Consider the following 19940-nt stretch of genomic DNA (forward strand, 5'->3'; position numbering starts at 1 on the left):
CGAGATGATTATAAAAAATATTACTAACCTATATAGCAACGAGATGAAGTCAAGAGATTGTTTAAGGAGTTCATTAAACCACAAGCAGCCTGATAAAATTCCAATTGATTTTGGATCAAATGCCGTAACAGGTATTCATGTGCGTATTGTTGAGCAGCTAAGAGAATACTATGGTCTTGAAAAACGACTGGTAAAAGTGATCGAACCCTATCAGATGCTTGGAGAAATTGACGATGACTTGCTGGATGTGTTAGGAGTTGACGTGATCGGATTATGGGGAAAGAACAACATGTTCGGAATTCCGCAAGAGAAGTGGAAGCCTTTTAAAACTTTTTGGGGACAGGAGATTCTGGTGCCAGGCAACTTCAATGCAACTATCGATAGCAAGGGTGACCTGTTGATTCATCCCGAAGGGGATCGGTCAGTTCCTGCAGGTGCGAAAATGCCTAAAGCCAGCTTTTTCTTTGATGCCATTGTTCGCCAGGAGCCTATTGACGATTCAAAGCTTAATCCGGAAGATAATCTCGAGGAGTTTACTCGTTTTAGCGAAGAGGATTTGAATTATTGGAAGGAACAAGCCTTAAAAGCAGCTACTTCAGGTAAGGGAGTCATCGCCAATTTTGGAGGAACCGGACTAGGAGATATCGCTCTGGTTACAGCTATGAATCTGAAAAATCCCAAAGGAATCCGCGACATTACCGAATGGTATATGTCCACTCTTATGCGTCCCGATTATTTGCATCAGGTGTTCGATAAGCAGACCGATATTGCCGTTGAGAACCTGAAGAGAGCTTATGAAGTTGTTGGAGAAAATATTGATGCGGTTTTTATCTGTGGAACCGACTTTGGAACACAGGATTCAACATTTTGTTCGGTGGAGGCCTACGAAGAACTTTATGCTCCTTATTACCGGAAAGTGAACGATTGGATTCATCAAAATACCGGTTGGAAAACCTTTAAACATAGTTGTGGGGCTGTGGAGTCTTTTATGAAGCCTTTTATCGACTCGGGGTTCGATATTATCAATCCGGTACAGATCAATGCTTCCGGAATGGTGCCTGAACATTTGAAAAAAGAGTATGGTGATCATCTGGTGTTTTGGGGCGGAGGTGTTGATACCCAAAAAATGCTGCCTTTTGGGAAACCGGAGGAAGTAAAAGAGCAGGTTCTGAGAATGTGTGAGATCTTCTCAAAGGATGGAGGTTTCGTTTTCAATACCGTTCATAATATTCAGGCCAACGTGCCGGTGGAGAATGTAATTGCGATGCTGGATGCTGTTCATGAATTCAATAATTAGAAAAAGAAATGTATGAAAAAATGCTTAATTATTCTAGTTGCATTTGTGCTTTATAATAGTGCATTTGCCAAAGAATATCATGTTTCTAAAAGTGGGAACAATAATAATGACGGATCGGCCTTAAGCCCGCTCAAGACCATCTCGGCAGCAGCACAGATTGCACAGCCCGGTGATGTGATAACCGTACATGAGGGAATATATCGTGAAAGGGTAAATCCATCTCGTGGAGGCACTTCCGACTCTCAAAGAATTACTTACCGGGCTGCTAAAGGTGAGAAAGTAGAAATCAAAGGCTCGGAAGCAATTACCGGTTGGCAGATGATTTCCAAAGGAGTCTGGAAAGTGACCATTCCCAATACATTCTTTGGGGACTATAATCCTTATAAGGATCTCATTACCGGTGACTGGTTTCATCGTTTGGGAAGAGATCATCATACCGGCGAAGTCTATCTTAACGGTAAGTCACTCTATGAGATGGACTTGATTGAGAGAGTATTCAATCCACAACCATTACAAGGGATAGAAGATCAGAAAGGATCTACCTATACTTGGTATTGTGAAAGCGATGAGCAAAATACCTACCTGTTTGCCAATTTTCATGATTTCAATCCCAATGAAGAATTGGTTGAAATCAATGTTCGGGAAAATTGTTTTTATCCTGACTCAACTGGTTGTAATTACATCACGGTAACCGGATTTCATATGAGTCAGGCTGCAACGCAATGGGCAGCACCTACTGCTGAACAAATCGGGCTTATTGGCACTAACTGGAGTAAAGGCTGGATAATAGAGAATAATGTGGTAAGCAACTCCAAATGTACAGGAATTACGCTTGGAAAAGATCGTAAGAGTGGCCACAATACCTGGTCAGCAGATAACAACAAAGGCAGAGATGGGAATGAGCACTATATCAAGGTAGTAAAAAATGTAATCAAGAATGGCTGGGATAGGGAGACAATCGGTTCACACATTGTACGTAACAATACAATATCTGATTGCGAACAGGCAGGCATTTGCGGGAGTCTAGGCGCCATTTTTAGCCATGTAAGCGGGAATCATATTTATAATATCTGGACTAAAAGGATGTTTTCAGGCTTTGAAATCGCGGGCATAAAGTTTCATGCTCCCATCGATGTCGTAATTGAAAAAAATCGCATCCACAATGCATGCAGAGGGATGTGGATGGATTGGATGACCCAGGGAACCCGTTTATCAGGGAATCTCTGTTATGACAATTCGGATTGCGACCTTTTTAGCGAAGTAAATCATGGACCCTACCTGGTTGCTAACAATATTTTCTTATCAGAAGATGGAATAAAAGAATGGTCAGTTGGAGGTGCGTATGTTCATAATCTTGTAGCTGGAAGGATATCTACCCGGTCGGAATGGAGGGCCACCCCTTACTTTAAGCCTCATTCTACCGACTTGGTTGATATAAAAGATATTCCAGGTGGTGACAACCGGTTTTACAACAATATCTTTTCCGGTGATGGACTTGATAAATACGAAAAGGTAAAATTGCCCATGCATGTTAATGGCAATGCATACCTAAACGGAGCAAAGCCTTATGAAGGAGCAAGCAACAATGTCGTAAAACCAGGCTTTGATCCAAAGATTAAAATTATTGAAGAAGGTGAAAGTGTATTTCTTGAAATCACGCTTGATAAGTCTTGTACGAATTTGAAAAATAAACTTGTAACAACGGAGCTATTAGGTAAAGCCATGATTCCGGAGCAAGCGTATGAGAATCCCGATGGCTCAGCCTTGAAAATAGACAGAGATTATTTCGGCACGAAAAGAAACAGGAAAAATCCATCTGCAGGGCCATTTAAGAATCCTGGAATTGGTAGAATTAAATTGAAAGTGTGGTAACGATGGATCGAAATTAACCAACATAGAACGAATAATGTTGACATAATTAGACAAACCATGAGAAGATTATTGATCTTACTATTATTAGGCATATTTATAAATACTGCCTTTGCAAAAGAATACCATGTTTCGAAAAAAGGAGATGACCAAAATCCAGGTTCATTTGAAAAAAGATTGAAAACCATCCAGTCAGCAGCGAATTTAGCTCAGCCTGGCGATGTGATAACAGTTTACAAAGGAACCTATCGCGAATGGGTGAATCCTCCAAGGGGCGGCAATTCGGATGCTGAACGAATTGTTTATCGTGCGGCTGAAGGCGAAAAAGTGGAGATTAAAGGCTCGGAAGTTATAACCGGGTGGGAGAAATTGAAGAATGGAGTCTGGAAGGTTACTATTCCAAACTCATTTTTTGGAGAGTATAATCCGTATCAAGATTCAATCTTTGGCGATTGGTTTCACAACCATGGCCGGATTCATCATACAGGAGAGGTGTTTCTAAATGGAAAGTCTCTTTATGAAAAAGAGAATATGGAAAAGGTATTCAGCCCCGTTCCGGATACTAAAATTCAGGATCCGGAGGGCTCTACTTACACGTGGTACTGCGAAAGCGATGATAAGATAACAACCATCTGGGCCAATTTTCATCAACATAATCCGAATAAGGAGTTGGTGGAGATAAGTACCCGGAGAACCTGTTTTTACCCTGAAAAGCCAGGGATTAACTATCTTACCATTCGTGGTTTCCATATTAGCCAGGCAGCAACTCAGTGGGGAGCACCTACTGCAGAGCAAATCGGCATGATTGCCACACATTGGAACAAAGGATGGATTATTGAAGACAACGTAATTCACGATTCGAAATGTTCCGGCATTACCTTGGGGAAAGAGCGCGGGACAGGACATAATGTTTGGTCGGCTAATCCGAAACTAGACGGTTCGCTCCATTACATAGAGGTAACATTCAATACATTAAGGAATGGATGGAGTAAGGAGAATATTGGCTCGCATGTGGTACGAAACAACGAAATATTTAATTGCGAACAAACTGGCATGTGCGGAAGTATGGGGGCTGCCTTTAGCACGATTGAGAACAACCATATCCATGATGTCTGGACAAAAAGACAATTTTCTGGAGCTGAAATTGGGGGAATCAAGTTTCATGCAGCTATCGATGCCGTCATAAAAAGCAACCGCATTCACTCGACTGGTCGTGGTATCTGGCTTGACTGGATGTCTCAGGGAAGTCGGGTTTCAAAAAACTTGTTGTATAATAACGATTTGGAAGACCTTTTTCTGGAAGTCAATCATGGACCTACTTTGGTTGACAATAACTTATTGCTATCTGCTGCGAGTATCAGGAATCAATCTCAGGGGGTAGCTTTTGTGCACAACCTGATTGCGGGTCAGATTTGTATGTGGACAGAACCTAACCGATTTACACCTTATCATTTAATTCACTCAACCGAAGTAGCCGGACTATCAACTATTTTTTCCGGCGATGATCGGTACTATAACAATATCCTTGTTCATTGTGATGACGTTCGGGGAATGAATAGTTCGAGGTTTAATTTTGGCGTAAGAGGGTACGAAAATGCTAAGTTGCACGTGTGGATTGATGGGAATGTCTATTTTGCAGGTTCACAGCACTACAATGAGGAGGTGAATTATATTGAAAAGCCCGACTTCAATCCAGAGCTCAATGTTGTTGAAGTAGGAGATGAGGTTTACCTCGGGCTGATGGTTGACGGTTCGGTTTTAAAGCTAAAAAATCAACTGGTAACAACTCAAATGCTTGGGAGAGCCATGATGCCTAAGCAATTGTTTGAGAATCCTGACGGTACTCCTTTAACGATAGATTCTGATTATTTTGAAAATAAAAGAAATCATAATAATCCTGTAGCCGGACCATTTGAAAATGCCAAAGCCGGACAGTTAAAGTTGAAAGTGTGGTAAGTTTTACAACGGCTTGATGCCATTGTTCTTTGAAATGTTATAGCGTATCTTTGGTCTTGCAGTCCTTTTTGTGGAACTGAATATTCAACTTGAATTGTAAATTTCACAGCTATGAAAAATGGAAAAATACGATTGGTTTTGATTGGCTTATTGTGCTTGACAATCCAGGCATATGCTCAGCAGAAGCTTCCTGTCCGTGGTTTTTGTATTGGCGCGCCACAGGTGGATGAGGTGGCGGACTTTGTTCGTTTTATTGAGGAGGAACTAGCTTCCCGGCAGGTCAATGTTTTGGTATTGCGTGTTGATTACAATTATCAATACGAAAGGCATCCCGAGCTTCGGGACGAGGTAGCTCTCTCAAAAGAAGATGTGAAACAAATGGTTGAAGTCTGTCAGAAATTTAACATCCGGCTGATTCCTCAAATTAACCTTTTAGGACACCAGTCCTGGCATTCAAGATTGGGAAAACTACTTGAGGTTTATCCTGAATTTGATGAAACACCGCATGTTCAGCTGCCCGAAAAGTATGAATGGCCTAATGAGGATGGCTTGTACTGCAAGAGCTACTGCCCTTTGCATCCCGATGTTCATGGTGTCGTATTTGACTTGGTTGATGAAATTTGTGAGGTATTTGAAACAGACGCTTTTCATGCCGGAATGGATGAAGTATTCTATATTGGTGATGAAAAATGTCAACGCTGTTCCGGACGTGATAAAGCCGAACTATTTGCCGGCGAAGTCAACAAAATTCAAACTCATTTGGCGCAAGAAGGACGTCAACTTTGGATTTGGGGCGATCGCTTACTGGATGGAAAAACAACAGGAATGGGCATGTGGGAGGCGAGCATGAACAACACGCACCGAGCAATTGATTTGATCTCGAAAGGAGTGATGATTTGTGACTGGCATTATGAACGTCCGGATAAAACAGCTGTTTATTTTGCTATGAAGGGATTGAATGTGGTCACTTGCCCCTGGCGAAAACCAGCGAATGCTGTTTTGCAAACCCGTGATATGTTTGACTATAGAGCTTCTGCTACTGTTGAAATGAAGCCGCGATTTCAGGGAATGATGCAAACGGTATGGTCGGGTGCAGGGGCTTTTATGAAAGAATTTTATAATAAAGAAAATAACGCAACCAACACGGCACCCCAGTGTTTTCGAACCATGTTTGAAGAAATCGAAAGCCTCTCGTCTAACTAAAGAAGATAAAAAACGACGCGGATGAAGAAGAATATTTTGTTAACAGGAGGTGCTCAAGGAATTGGCAAGATCGTGGCTCGCGAGTTACTTGCGGCTAACTATGGTGTAACTGTTTTCGACTGCGATGGAGAAGCGCTGGCGGAACTAAGAGACGAATTTGGCACGAACGATTTGCTGGCACTTGAAGCCGATGTGTCTGACGAAGCGATGGTCAAGGCTGGGATTCAGGAGTCGCTGGAGCATTTTGGGCAGCTCAATGGTTTGGTTAACAATGCCGTTTTTCAACTTTTTAAGCCGTTTGATGCCTTAACGCTGGAAGAATGGAATCGTGCTTTAGCGGTCAATCTCACCGGCCCATTTTTGTGTGTTAAGTATGCTGAGACTGAATTGCGAAAAGCGCATGGAGCCATTATCAATATTTGCTCTACCAGGGCTTTGCAGTCTGAGGCGGGAACCGAGAGCTACTCGGCTACCAAAGGAGGTTTGCTATCGCTGACACATGCCTTGGCTATGAGTTTGGGACCTGATGTGCGGGTGAATGCCATTAGCCCAGGGTGGATTGATGTATCGGGGGTGAAAAAGAAATCGATGGCTAAGGCTTATCAACTGCGCGAGGAAGACCACCGCCAGCATCCGGCTGGGCGCGTGGGAAAGGCTGAAGATATTGCCAATATGGTGTTGTTTTTATTGCATCCACAAAATGATTTCATCACTGGTCAGAACCTCATTGTCGATGGCGGAATGACAAAAAAGATGATTTATCAGTAAGGAAATTGGAGACCCTATACTTTTTCGCGCAGCGGACAGCAGCTAGGGGCATGTTTTTCTACTATGTCAATCAGATCTTTCCGTTTGATGGGTTTTGAAATGTAATCGTCACAACCTTCAGCCAGCGCCCGTTGCCGGTCCGACTCCATGGCATAGGCCGTTTGAGCGATAATCGTTAAGTCGGGTCTGAATTTTTTTATTTCTTTGGTGGCGGTGTAGCCATCCATCACCGGCATGCGGATGTCCATTAAAACCTGGTCTATTTCAGGAAGCGACTGGCACATTTCGACGGCAGCTAAGCCGTCTTTTGCCCGGTAAAGCTTTACATTGAATTCGTTGAGGACCTCTGCCAAGTAGAGGAAATTGAATTCTTCATCTTCGGCAATCAGGATGTGAATTTGATTCATCTGACCTTATTTTATATTAGAGAATATCTGAAATTATGTATTCAAGTTAATTGTTTCATTCTGATTATGCAATTTATAATTCAGAATAGTCATTTTCACTACAATGAATTTCTGCGAATAAATTCAAATGGACTTTTAACACGTTTAAAATCATTGGTTAAAATCATTTCAGCAGCCATCTGCCCGATTTGGTCGTGATTGGTTGAAATGGTTGAAATTCCATCGCAAAGCAACTCCTTTACAGGGCTTTCATTATATGAAAGGATGCCGATATCTTTGCCCGGAATCCATTTTTTAAGCTTGACTTGCTTGATCAGGTCATACAAATCATTGTCTGAAATTAAAATGAAAGCCTCGTGCTGGCGAATATCCTCTTCTTTAAGCGAATTCAGAATCTGGTACTCAAAACCGTGCATTTGGTTAAATATTTGAAAGCCCCGGTTAATGTAGTTGGAGTAATATTCGTTGGATGGAAAGACCAGATTCAGGCGTTTGTACTTTTTGAGCAGGTCCAGCGCCTGTCCCAATGCCTGTTGAATGTCTTTGTCATATTCTTGGTAAACGACAGGGTAGTCGTGCAATTCCTCCAGGTTTTTGTCAATGATTAATATTTTCTCTTTGGGTATTTTTTTCACTACTGCACTGATATCGGCATGTTCATTTCTGAAATGGGGCAGAATGACAAAATAATCGTAGTTGGTCAGGTTGCCGTTCAGAATGTTTTCAAACTCAGCTAAGTCGTAGTTGTAAATAAACACATCTACACTGGCTTTCGAGCCAACAGTGGAAACAAACGAGGCGTACAAACTCCGTTTATAATTGCTGAGCTTGTTAAAGATCAAGGCAATTTTTAGTTTTTTGCCTACAGTGGTTCTGTTCACATAGTACCCTTTCCCCCGAACAGCCGACAATACTCCTTTCTCTCTCAACCGAACATAGGCTTTTTCAACCGTGTCGCGCGAAAGCAGCAACTCTTCGCTGGTTTCGTTGATGGATGGAATCCGCTGGCCGTGCTTGAATATGCCTGTTTCAATATCGGAAAGGATCAGGTCTTCCACTTGCTTGTATTTGGGAACTTCTGAATCAGAATCTATCCTTGAAAATTGAGTCATGGTTGTCAATTGCAAAATTTGATTGGTGCGTTTGCCCCGTAAAAATAAGAAATCCGGTCTTCTACTGAAGAATGATCTGGCTTATATTTGCATTTTATTTCCCGATTGGGGCCGAAAGAAGAATTGAATACGCTTCTGTTGATTTGATTACTGATGATTTTTGCGTATCAAAAACCATTATCTTCGTTTCAGACTAAATTCAATCAGAATGAAAAAACTACCTATCCTGCTGTTTTTTTCATGGCTTGGCCTGACAGCATTTTCACAGACCAATAAAAAGGAAGAGGTCAAAAAAGATGGATGGAATTTTGGGGCTTTACCGGCAGTTACCTTTGATACCGATCTGGGCTTTCAATATGGAGCCTTGGTTAATTTGTATAATTATGGCGATGGTAGTCGTTATCCCAAGTATAATCATTCGCTTTACTTTGAGGTTTCACGTTTTACCAAAGGAAGTGGAATCTACCGTTTTTATTACGATTCGGACCAATTAATTCAGGGGCTTCAAACTTCGGTCGATTTATCGTACCTGACCGATCAGGCGTATGATTTTCATGGTTTCAACGGCTACGATGCGGTTTTCAACGATTCCTGGATTGATGATGAGTCGGAAGATTATGTGTCACGCATGTTTTATAAATACGACCGCAAAATGTTCCGCTTCAAAGTTGATTTGCAAGGGAAGCTTGCCAGTAATAAATTTCGATGGATTGCCGGGATGAATTTGTTGAATTTCGAGGTGGCACCGGTGAATCTCGAAAAATTGAATAAAGGGAAAAACGAAGAAGATTTGTTGCCTGATGTCGATGGCTTGTATAATCATTACCTGGACTGGGGACTAATTTCAGCCCAAGAGGCCAACGGTGGTTTTGTTCCGGTGTTTAAAGGAGGCTTGGTTTTCGATACTCGCGATAACAAACCACATCCGATGCGTGGGGTATGGACCGAAGCCGTGCTGGTGGTTTCGCCCAAGGTGTTGGGGGCGGAGAGCTCGTTTAGCAAGTTGAGTTTGACTCACCGCGAATATTTCACCCTGATACCGAAGGATCTGGCTTTTGCCTACCGGCTGGTTTATCAAACCACCTTGGGTGGCGAGGTGCCCTTTTATTACCAGTCGCAGGTGATTACCTCCATCATGACCGGTTCCACATCTGAAGGGCTGGGAGGCTCAAAGACTCTGCGTGGAATTCGGCGTAATCGCGTGGTGGGCAATGGTGTTTTCTTTGGAAATGCCGAATTGCGCTGGAAAGTTGCTCGCTTTCAATTGATAAACAACAATTTTTATATCGGACTCAACGGTTTTATGGATTTCGGCAGGGTAACCAAAAAGATTGATTTGCAAATTAACGAGGATGTGTTTGATGAATTTAGTCTGACCAATAACCCGGACGATTATTTTAAAAATGATGCCGAAGAAATGCACATCTCCTATGGGCTGGGTTTGCGGGTCGCTATGAACGAGAATTTCATTATTGCTATTGACTATGGAATGGCGGCCGATAAGCGTGATGGAGATTCGGGCTTGTACATGGGGCTGAATTATCTGTTTTAAAAACGTCAGCTGATTAATGGGGTAATATGAAGTAAGGAGAATTTATGCTTAAGGCAAATTCTCCTTACTTTATTTTAGTCCTTAGGCTAAGCCTTCTTCGCGGCAAATTCGTAGAATGGTTTCAGCCGTAGCTTCGATGTCGTTATCCAAGCCTACGGAAAAACGAACGAGCCCTTCCGAAAGTCCCATCTCCCGCTGCACGTCTTCGGGCACTTCCGATGAAGTACTGGTGCCTGAACAGCTAAAAAGCGTTTTGAAATAACCTAAGCTAACGGCCAGGTAGCCCACATCCTGTTCTTGCATTTTTTGCATTATCGCGTTGGCCTTTTGAACTGTTCGTGCATCGATGGCTAGCATACCTCCATAACCAAACTCCGGATTCATCAACTGACTGTGCAACTCATGTTGTCGGTGACTTTTAAGTCCTGGATAAGTGATGGATACCCCGTTTTTATCCAGTTTATCAGCCAGAACCTGAGCGTTTTTACTGTGCTGTTTCATGCGTAGATGCAGGGAGTGAAGGTTTTTCAAAATCGATGAAGAACGCAGCGGATCAAGCACAGGGCCAAGGAGCATGGCAGTTCCGTCAATCACATTCGACAATTCATGAATAAACTCGTTGGTTCCGCATATGGCGCCGGCTACGCAGTCGTTCTTACCATTAATAAATTTGGTCATGCTGTACACAACAATGTCGGCACCGAGGCCGGCCGGCGACAAAATCATGGGGGTAAACGTATTGTCAACCATTAATTTAATGCCGTGGCGTTTGGCTATAGCTGCCAGTTGGGGAATATCGGAAACCTGCAGCAAGGGGTTAGTGACACTTTCGGTATAAATAACCTTGGTATTTTCCTGGATGGCCGCTTCTACGCTTTTTAAGTCGGAAATATTGACAAAGGTCACCTCAATCTGAAACTTTTTCAGGTAATTTTTCAAAAAAGCAAAGGTGCCGCCATAGGTGGTAACGCTGGTTACAATGTGGTCGCCGGTGCTGCAAAGCTGAAGCAGAGAACAGGAGATGGCTGCCATGCCCGAAGAGGTAACCCAGGCCGATTCGGTGTCTTCCATGGCCGCCAGGGCATCGGCCAGGTATTTGTTGCTTGGGTTCCAGTGGCGCGAGTAAAGGAAACAGCCTTCCATATGCCCCAGAAAGGTTTCAAACATATCATCACCATGCAAAAAAGTATAGGTCGAGGAATCGGTGATGGATGGGTTTACGCCGCCAAATTCGCCAAAGTGCCGAAGTTTCTGAATGCGGCTTGCCGGATCATACGTTGCCATAGTTTCATTGTTTTAATTTGCTTCAATTTAAGCGAAGGGAACCGAAAAAAGCATGATATTTGAACAGGCCCAAGGCTATTCTTCAACATCTGATCGCCGCTGTCACAAGTTGTGTTACTCTCGGATTTTCATCTCGTTAAAGCTTTTGTTTGCCGGGAGTTAGTCGTGTCTTGAAATAACTAAAAGCCTTTCAGGAAGAACGCAATGGCTACGCCTACATAGTTCCCAAACGCATAGCCTAGAATGCCCACGGTTAGTCCTGAAATAATTACTTCCTTGTTTTTTAATGCGCCGGCAACAACCGGAACAAATGGGGGAGAGAAGGTGAGGGCTGTCATGGTGATGATGGTTGTGTCGGTGTCGACTTTAAACAAGCGTGAGAGAATGACATGGATAATCATGGATCCATAGACGGCCAGTGCTACATAAAGAAAGAGGTTCAGGAATTGAATCTGAAACATGCTTCTCAAGTCGCTCATGCTGGCGATGACCAGCGAAAAGACAATGATGAAATACATACCCAGCTGAAACGTTTTTTCAATACGGTTAATGGCTTTGATAGAGCTGAAAAACAGTCCCAAGGTGGTGATGGCTAAAATGGCAACCACCATTTGAACTGATGGAGCAACCAATAAACTGAGACCACCTGCTAAGGCGAAAATAAGCACCGAAATTCCGAAAGCTTTTAGTAATTGAGGCGCTCCTTTTCGGGTTAGCATCCCTTGGTAGTTATCCATCTGCTGGCTGCTCAAACTTAGCTCACGGGCTGAGAGATGAGCTGTTTCTTTAAAGGAAGGTAAAAAGGAATTGAGTAATCGTTGGGCCGCCGTCATAAAGAAAATCAGGCAAATAGCTCCAAGCATCATGTCGTAAGTATGGGTTAGGATAAAGATATTGGGGTTTACTTTAAGGGCTGTGCTTATGGCAGCCAGGTTGGGGGTTCCCCCGGTATAAATTCCAACGAGGAGTCCGGCAACTTTCCAGGCTTCGGCCAGCCCATGTTGCAAAAGAAAGTAACCTGCAAAAATCACAATCAGCAGGGAGATCATGGCCAGCACCAGCGAGAGTAAGGCTTTTTTGACCAACTTCAGCCAACGCCTGATGTCGAGTGAAAATAAAAGCAAAGGAATGGCGATGGGGATCACCAGAGTCATGATTAAATCCTGCAAACTGGCAATATTGTTGGCAATCACATCATTCTCGGTAGTGATTCCCTGTTGGAACAATTCGTTGACTTGGTCGCGCGGAAGGCTGGTGCTGCTGGCAAGCAACTCGCGAAAAGCCTGTGATTGTTTTGGAAAAATTCCGATGTTCCCAATAAGCATACCAATGACATAGGCCATAACAACAGCGCCAACCTTACTGCAAAACTTCGAAATATGGGTGAGATAGATGAGAAAGACGGGGAAAGCAAAATAGAACGTGATTAACACAATCCCTGGAATCATGATGAGCTGGATTAGTTTGTTTGCCTCTAATATAGAGAATAGTTTTTTTAGACAGTGGCATTTTCTCGTTCGGCTTCTTCGGATGGTTTGACCAACCGCCGTATTTTAATATTCAGATAGGCGAACAGAATACTCATAATTGGGCTGAGCAAGTTGAAAAAGCAGTAAGGCAGATAGTCAAAAGTAGCAACACCCAACACGCGTGACTGGGTAGCTCCACAGGTATTCCAAGGAATCAGTACCGAAGTCATGGTGCCGGAATCCTCCAGTGTCCGGCTGAGCACTTCCGGTTTTAGTCCTCTTTCCTCATAAGCTTTGCGGTACATCCGCCCGGGTACCACAATGGCGAGGTATTGGTCGGAGGCCGTGGCATTGAAGAAAATGCAGGTTCCCACCGTTGAACTCACCAATGCACCGGTTGATTTGGCCATTTTCATAATAGGGCGGGTAATTCGCGACAGCAGTCCTCCCGCTTCCATAATTCCTCCAAACACCATCGCTGAAAGAATCAGCCAGATGGTATCGAGCATGCCTCGCATCCCGCTGGTGCTTAGTAAGTGGTTGACATTTTCGTTTTGGGTCGACAGCGAAATATCGCCAAACATGGCTTGCATAAAACTCACATACGCGGCTTTGGTGTAGCTCATTCCACTGCCGGCTACTTCGCGAATCAACTCAGGCTGAAATAGCACTGCAAAAGCACCGCCAAGCAAGGTTCCAATCATCAGCGACGGAACAGGGGGAACTTTCATGATAATAATACCAAACAATAAAATGGGGACAAGAAAGAGCCAGGGCGTGGTATTAAAAATCTGCTCAATAGCTACTTTAACAAGTTCAATATCGGTGATGGACGATTGGAACTCATAGTTGAAACCGATAATTAAAAACAGCACAAGTGTAATGAGCAAACTTGGTATGGTGGTAAAAAACATGTACTGGATATGGGTAAACAGGTCGGTCCCAGCCATGGCAGGTGCCAGGTTGGTGGTGTCGCTCAGTGGCGATACTTTATCTCCAAAATAGGCGCCCGAAATAATCGCTCCAGCAACAATAGGCTCGCTGAAACCAATGGCTTTTCCAATGCCTAGCAAGGCAACACCGATGGTGGCAATGGTGGACCATGAGCTGCCAGTGGCTACCGAAACCAAAGCGCTTACAATTACGGCTGTTACCAAAAAAAGATTGGGGTTGATGATATCCAGCCCGTAGTAAATCATGGCCGGAACAATGCCGCTGATCATCCAGGTGCCAGCCAAAGACCCAATCAGTAACAAAATGAGCATGGAGGGCATTGCCGATCCGATGGTTTTGACAACCTGCTTGTGAGTTTGCTCCCATTTTTGGCCGTTGCGCCGAACAATAATACCGGCAATGGTAGCTGCCAGCAGCAAGGCAATTTGATTGGAGCCAGCCAAAGTATCTTCAAACACAAAAACATTGACTGTTAGAAGGACTATAAGGCAGGCGATTGGGAGTAATGCTTCCGCTAAGGAGGGTGTTCTTTTTATCGATACCATGCTTGGACTAAAAATTTTGGGACTACAAATAACGTAATAAAAGCTAATTTTTAGAAATTTGCAGGGTGCAATTGATGTTTTGCTCTGAATAATTAATCATTTAGTTTAGATAATTTCTTAAATTGTCACGAAAAGCAAAATCTATGGTCAGTCATATGACGGTATGGACTATAGAAGGAAAAAGGAAACTATGCGAATTCAGTTGGGGGGAATTTTAATTCGGACTTTATTATTGTTATTAAGTCTGGGCTTTTTTGTGGGTGCTAATGCTCAGAAAGGGGTGTCCTTGGAGGTTATCGGCCGTTTAAGTACCGATGATGGCAATAACGATGATGTCAAGATTTTAATATTGAAGAATGGAGAGGAAGAACAAACCTTTACTCCTCCACGTAGTGGCCGTTTTCGGTTTGAATTTGATTACAACAATGAGTTTAATATGACCTTCTTTAAGGAAGGTTATTATAAAAAGATGATCATCGTTTCAACCCATATTCCGCAGGATGTGTTGGACGAAAACAGTGAATTTCCTCCTTTTGAGATTGATGTGTCGCTGGTAAGGGAAATTCCGGGTGTTGACAAAAGCTTTACCTATAAACCTGCCGGAAGAGTTTTTTACAATGCTAACATCGATAATTTCGATTCTGAAGTTTATTTTTCCGATATTCAATTGGCTGAGCAGGCTGCTAATGCACGGGCTCAAGAGCAAGCGTTAACCGAGGAGCAGCGAGCTGCCCAAGCACAGCGTGAAGCGGATTATCAGCGAGCCATAGCCAGAGCAAATTCACTAACTACGGATGAAAACTATGAAGCGGCGATTGAACAACTTCAGCGGGCCAGCAGCCTTTTTCCTGAACGCGATTATCCTCGTGATCGCATTGCAGAGTTAAATGATTTGATTAGTGCGTTGCGATTGGCTGAAGAACGCCGACAGCAGTCCGATCAGGCTTATCAGGAGAAAATATTACAGGCTGACGACTTCATGACCAGACAGAATTATGAAGACGCAAGGGCGGTTTATCGTGAAGCACTCGAGCTAAAAACTGAGGATGCTTATGCCACAGCTCAAATTGAGAAGGCTGGAGAGTTAATGGCTCAACAGCAACTGGATCGTCAGTATCAGGATTTAATTACTCGTGCCGAAGGATTTTATGCGGATAACAAACTGGAAGATGCCAAGAGTCTTTACCAGGAGGCCTTGGCCATCAAGCCGGAGCAGGCTACCTATGTAAACGAACAAATTAGTAAGATCGACAATGAGCTGGCAGCTCTTCAGGAACTGGCTCAGCGCAAAGCACAGTATAAAGAGCTGATGGAGCAGGGGGAGAAAGCTTTTGGTCGGGAAAACTATCAGGAAGCCATTGATGCTTTCCGAGAGGCCTTAACTTTTATGCCGGATGATGAAACCGCTTTACAACGAATTTCGGAAGCGGAGAATTTCTTACTGGCGATACAGAATCGTGAAAATTATAAGCAAAGTATTGCAGAGGCTGAGCAAGCTTTAAAAGATGAAGATCTGGTTTTGGCCAAGTCGCATTTCAGCCAGGCGCTTAGCTTCCTGCCGGATGAAACTTATCCTAAAGAACAAATTGCGGAGATTGATAAGGCTATGGCACAGCTAGCTCAATTTGAACAGCTTGTTGAACAGGCTGCCATGTTTGCGAGCCAGGAAGATTTTCAACAGGCTAAACAACTCCTGATGCAGGCACTGCTGATTAAGGAGGACGAGGCTGTGCGAAATCGTGTGCAGGAAATGGATGAGCAGCTGGCTCGACTTGAGCTCGAAAACAATTATGCTGATTTGATCAATCGGGCAGATGAGGCTAAGGCAGGTGAAGCTTATACGCAGGCTAAGTCGCTTTATACGCAAGCTTTGGAGTTGAAAAAGGAAGAATATCCTGCTGCGCAAATTCGGGAGATCGATGATATTCTGGCCCGAATAAAAGAACAGCAGCAGTTGGATGAGCAATTCAATGAGTTATTGGCTAGTGCAGAAGAGGCCTTTAGCAGAGCTGACTATACAGCAGCACTGGGGGATTTCAATGCTGCGCTGGCGGTTAAACCCGATAACCAAGAGGTAAAAGACCGGATTGCAGCAACCGAAGGAAAGATGCGTCAGCTGGAACAAAAACAACAGTTTGATGCCTTGGTGGCTAAGGCTGATCAGGACTTTGAGAGCGAATCGTATGAGCAAGCAAAAGCAAGTTATCAGGAGGCTTTGGCAATTCTCCCGCAAGAAAATTATCCGAAGAATCAACTTGATCGGATTGATCAGATCATGACTCAGCTAGAGGCGGAAAGAAAGCTGGAAGCCGATTACCTGGCCGCGATTCAGGCAGGCGATGATTTGTTGACTGCCGAAAATTATTCAGCGGCTCGTGATAGCTATCAAATGGCTTTAGGGTTGAAACCAGCTGAGTCTTATCCACAGCAGAAAATAACGGAGATTGATGCTATTTTAGCTCAGCAGCAGCGGGAACAGTTGGCAGCTGAAGCCACTCGTGCGGCCTACGACGAGGTTATTCAGCGTGCTGATGCTGAGTTGGCGGATAAGCAATATGCTGTAGCTCGCCTTAGCTACGAAGAAGCTTTGGGTTTGCTTCCGGAAGAAAATTACCCTAAAGAACAGTTGGCTGTGATTGACCGGCTGGTTAAGCAGGAGCGCGAAACTGCTTTTCAGAATGCCATCGCTTCGGGCGATCAGTTTTTTCAGGAAGAAAACTATAGTGAATCGAAGAGTTCATACAATAGTGCTTTGGAAATAAAGCCAAACGATACTTATGCCAAGGCACAGATTGCCCGAATTACAACGATTTTGGAGCAGCTGGCACAAGACCAGTTGCAACGCGAGAAGATGCAGCAGGATTACAATGAGAAAATTAAGAATGCGGATTTAGCTTTCAATAGCTCACAGTTTGCCGCTGCCAGAAATTTATACCAGCAGGCGAACACGCTGATGCCGGATGAAACCTACCCGATGGAGCAAATTGCCAAAATTGATGAGTTGCTGGCTGAAATTCAAAAGCGGGAGGAACTTAACCAGACTTATGCGCAAACGATGCGTCAGGCCGAAACAGCATTCAAGGCCGATCAACTAGAGGAGGCGTTGCGTCTATTTCAGGAAGCTTCTTCTTATAATCCCGAAGAGCAAGTGCCGCTTCAGCGGATTGCAGAAATTCAGAAACTGCTGGCTCAGAGGGAAGAATTGGCCCGATTGGCTGCTGAAGAAGAGCAACAGCGCCTGGCCATTCAGCAAGCCAAACAAGAGCGTTACGCCGCCGCCTTGGCTGATGCCCAACAGGCTTTTGATCAAAAGGAATATGCTGCAGCCAAAAAACATTGGGTTGGAGCCTTAACTATTTTCCCGGACGAGCAGTATCCGAAAGACCGTATTGCTCAAATCGATTTATTGATTGAGCAGGAAGCCATGGCTCGCATGGAGCAGCAGAGGAAGGCGCAACAGGATTCGCTTCAGCGTATTATTCAGCTGGCATATGATCAAAAGATTGCAGCGGCAGAAGCGGCAGAAGAGTTTCAGAATGCGATAGCCTATTATAGCGAGGCGAAAGAGATTATCCCGGCCAACTCTGAAGAGCTTGATCGCCGGATTGAGCAGGTGAAGAATAAATTGCGCCAGAAGCAAGGGGTGGAAGCCAGTTATGCTTTGGCCATTCAGGAAGGTGACCAGTTTTTTGAAAATGAAGCGTGGGCCAATGCGAAGCGTCAGTATGAAGAAGCGTTGACTTACAAGTCAGATGAAACTTATCCGAAAGAGCAAGTACTGCTGGCTAATCAGAAAATAAAGGCTCAGGAGGCTGCTTACGCAGAAGCTATTCGGCTAGGAGACCAATTCTTTAATGCCGAAAATTGGATAGAGGCAAAAGAGAAGTACAAAGAGGCTCTTTTGATGAAACCGCTGGAGCAATACCCGGCTAATCAGTTAGTCCTAATCGATCAAAAAGAAAAGGAAAAGGTAGCGCTTGTGGCAGAACAAACCGTTGTTGAAGAACCGGCTCCTGCGCAGGTTCTGGTTGTTCAAACTGATGATCAGGAGGTCTATAACAGTTATATTGCGTCGGCCGATGAGAATTACATCAAGCAGGATTACAAGGTGTCTCAATATTATTATCAGAAAGCGCTTAATGAAAAGCCGGCAGAAAACTATCCCAAACAGCGTTTGGAGGAGATTCGGGAGATAATCAACCGAACCATGAGCCAGCATGAACTGGCCGACTATGAGCAGGCTATTCAAAGGGCTGATCAGGCTTTTGCTGATAAACAGTATGGTATTTCAAAATTCTATTATAACAAAGCACTTGAAGTCAAATCGTGGGAGCAGTACCCCAAAGATCAGGTCCGGGAAATTCAGCGTTTGACTAATTCCCTGCTTTCTCAACTAAAAGAGGAAGAATACCAGGATTTGATTGCAAAGGCTGATGAAGCATTCATTCAGAAAAATTATTCAGTGGCAAGAGCCTACTACAACCGGTCATTGACCGTAAAGATTGATGAGCCTTATCCAAAAATTAAGCTGGATGAGATCACTGAATCTGTTCAGCAGGAATTGAAAAGTGAGAATGAAGAGGCTTATGAGAAACTGATTGCTGATGGAGATCAGGCTATGTTGTCCAAGAGTTACAGTGTGGCCCGCTTCTATTATCAAAAGGCATTGGGAATGAAGCCACAGGAAGCGTATCCCCGGGAGCAGTTAGAGGTAATCAAGGAAAGTTTGAAGACAACGGATTAATTGTGACTTGTGGCCGCTTGATTTTGAATTGGAATAATTTAGATTGACGTTTTGAGATGAAATTAGTTTTTGTTGAGGTGATGCGTGATGACTGAATTTAATTCGCTAGGATCAACAATACCTTCTCCTGTCCATTGAATAGCTCCTTCCTTGAAGAGGATGAGCGTAGGGATGCTTTTTACCCGATACTGTGAAGCAATAAACGGGTTGTTGTCAACATTGACTTTAACGATGCGAATACTTTGTTTAAAGGCGCTTTTAACCTCCTTCAGAATAGGAGGGATCAATTTGCAAGGCTGACACCAGTCAGCATAAAAATCAACCAATACCGGACGTTCTGATTTGATAATACTCTTAAATCGTTCGCTCATCATTATTCTTCTTTATTTTTGTTACAATCGCGTATGCCAGATCGCCGATAAGGTAACCTGCAGCAGCTCCCCATAATGTGGAATAGTACCAGACTGATTTTATCGGACAGCTGCCAGATGTACATCCGATAAGCTTCCAGTATGCCCACCCACCCAAGGCTCCGGCAAATAAGAAGATTAATTGTATTTGGTGTTTTTTTAACAGACCCCTTATCGATTTTTAAGTTTAAACATTGCTGGGGATGATTGGTTTTTAAATCTCAATCGATAATAATGATGAGTGATAGATTTTTTAAAAAAGGAAAAGGTTGTCAATTTATTTTGACAACCTTTTTAAGTTGAGCGGGAGACGAGATTCAAACTCGCGACCCTTAGCTTGGAAGGCTAATGCTCTATCAGCTGAGCTACT

Annotated in this window: 14 protein-coding genes; 7 read left to right on the forward strand and 7 right to left on the reverse strand. The window is 43.6% G+C overall.

The genetic code is table 11. The features are described from left to right. Positions 1 to 43 precede the first annotated feature (43 nt). The 5 genes from ACUNWA_RS13820 to ACUNWA_RS13840 all read left to right on the forward strand — a co-directional run bounded on the left by ACUNWA_RS13820 (position 44) and on the right by ACUNWA_RS13840 (position 7093). Entirely contained in the window at positions 44 to 1297 is a 1254-nt protein-coding gene (locus tag ACUNWA_RS13820) for a uroporphyrinogen decarboxylase family protein (RefSeq protein ID WP_445592513.1), read from the forward strand. Positions 1298 to 1309: 12 nt separating this feature from the next. Beyond that, positions 1310 to 3169, forward strand: a complete 1860-nt coding sequence (locus ACUNWA_RS13825) for a right-handed parallel beta-helix repeat-containing protein (RefSeq protein WP_445592514.1) — start codon at positions 1310 to 1312, stop codon at positions 3167 to 3169. 57 nt (positions 3170 to 3226) lie between these two features. After that, on the forward strand, positions 3227 to 5122 hold the full coding sequence (locus ACUNWA_RS13830; protein ID WP_445592515.1) for a right-handed parallel beta-helix repeat-containing protein: 1896 nt from the start codon (positions 3227 to 3229) through the stop codon (positions 5120 to 5122). 111 nt (positions 5123 to 5233) lie between these two features. Continuing rightward, a complete protein-coding gene (locus ACUNWA_RS13835) occupies positions 5234 to 6325 on the forward strand; it encodes a family 20 glycosylhydrolase (protein WP_445592516.1) in 1092 nt (363 codons plus the stop codon). 21 nt (positions 6326 to 6346) lie between these two features. Then, entirely contained in the window at positions 6347 to 7093 is a 747-nt protein-coding gene (locus tag ACUNWA_RS13840; RefSeq protein ID WP_445592517.1) for an SDR family oxidoreductase, read from the forward strand. A gap of 14 nt (positions 7094 to 7107) precedes the next feature. Here ACUNWA_RS13840 and ACUNWA_RS13845 read toward each other — a convergent pair whose 3' ends face one another. Further along, a complete protein-coding gene (locus tag ACUNWA_RS13845; RefSeq protein ID WP_445592518.1) occupies positions 7108 to 7500 on the reverse strand; it encodes a response regulator in 393 nt (130 codons plus the stop codon). A 98-nt stretch (positions 7501 to 7598) separates the two neighbouring features. Further along, on the reverse strand, positions 7599 to 8612 hold the full coding sequence (locus tag ACUNWA_RS13850) for a GntR family transcriptional regulator (protein ID WP_445592519.1): 1014 nt from the start codon (positions 8610 to 8612) through the stop codon (positions 7599 to 7601). Between the two features lie 208 nt (positions 8613 to 8820). On the opposite strand from ACUNWA_RS13850, the gene omp85 reads away from it, so the two are divergent. After that, positions 8821 to 10164 carry an Omp85 family outer membrane protein gene (gene omp85 / locus ACUNWA_RS13855; RefSeq protein ID WP_445592520.1) on the forward strand — a complete coding sequence of 448 codons (1344 nt, stop codon included), beginning with the start codon at positions 8821 to 8823 and terminating at the stop codon, positions 10162 to 10164. Positions 10165 to 10245: 81 nt separating this feature from the next. Here the strand turns inward: omp85 and ACUNWA_RS13860 are convergent, their stop codons facing one another. From ACUNWA_RS13860 to nhaC, 3 genes are all read right to left on the reverse strand, one after another. Next, a complete protein-coding gene (locus ACUNWA_RS13860; RefSeq protein WP_445592521.1) occupies positions 10246 to 11448 on the reverse strand; it encodes an aminotransferase class I/II-fold pyridoxal phosphate-dependent enzyme in 1203 nt (400 codons plus the stop codon). 179 nt (positions 11449 to 11627) lie between these two features. Next, positions 11628 to 12896 carry a DUF819 family protein gene (locus ACUNWA_RS13865; protein ID WP_445592522.1) on the reverse strand — a complete coding sequence of 423 codons (1269 nt, stop codon included), beginning with the start codon at positions 12894 to 12896 and terminating at the stop codon, positions 11628 to 11630. A 47-nt stretch (positions 12897 to 12943) separates the two neighbouring features. After that, positions 12944 to 14416 carry a Na+/H+ antiporter NhaC gene (gene nhaC, locus ACUNWA_RS13870; protein WP_445592523.1) on the reverse strand — a complete coding sequence of 491 codons (1473 nt, stop codon included), beginning with the start codon at positions 14414 to 14416 and terminating at the stop codon, positions 12944 to 12946. Between the two features lie 190 nt (positions 14417 to 14606). On the opposite strand from nhaC, the gene ACUNWA_RS13875 reads away from it, so the two are divergent. After that, on the forward strand, positions 14607 to 19160 hold the full coding sequence (locus ACUNWA_RS13875; protein WP_445592524.1) for a hypothetical protein: 4554 nt from the start codon (positions 14607 to 14609) through the stop codon (positions 19158 to 19160). A 62-nt stretch (positions 19161 to 19222) separates the two neighbouring features. On the opposite strand, the gene trxA is transcribed toward ACUNWA_RS13875, so the two are convergent. Both trxA and ACUNWA_RS13885 read right to left on the reverse strand, forming a co-directional pair. Next, on the reverse strand, positions 19223 to 19534 hold the full coding sequence (gene trxA, locus ACUNWA_RS13880) for a thioredoxin (protein WP_445592525.1): 312 nt from the start codon (positions 19532 to 19534) through the stop codon (positions 19223 to 19225). After that, positions 19515 to 19688, reverse strand: coding sequence for a DUF6132 family protein (locus ACUNWA_RS13885; protein WP_445592526.1), 174 nt, complete (start codon positions 19686 to 19688; stop codon positions 19515 to 19517). Before ACUNWA_RS13885 ends, trxA begins: the two co-directional genes overlap by 20 nt. Positions 19689 to 19940: the final 252 nt, after the last annotated feature.

It is taken from the genome of Sunxiuqinia sp. sy24 (assembly GCF_052677165.1).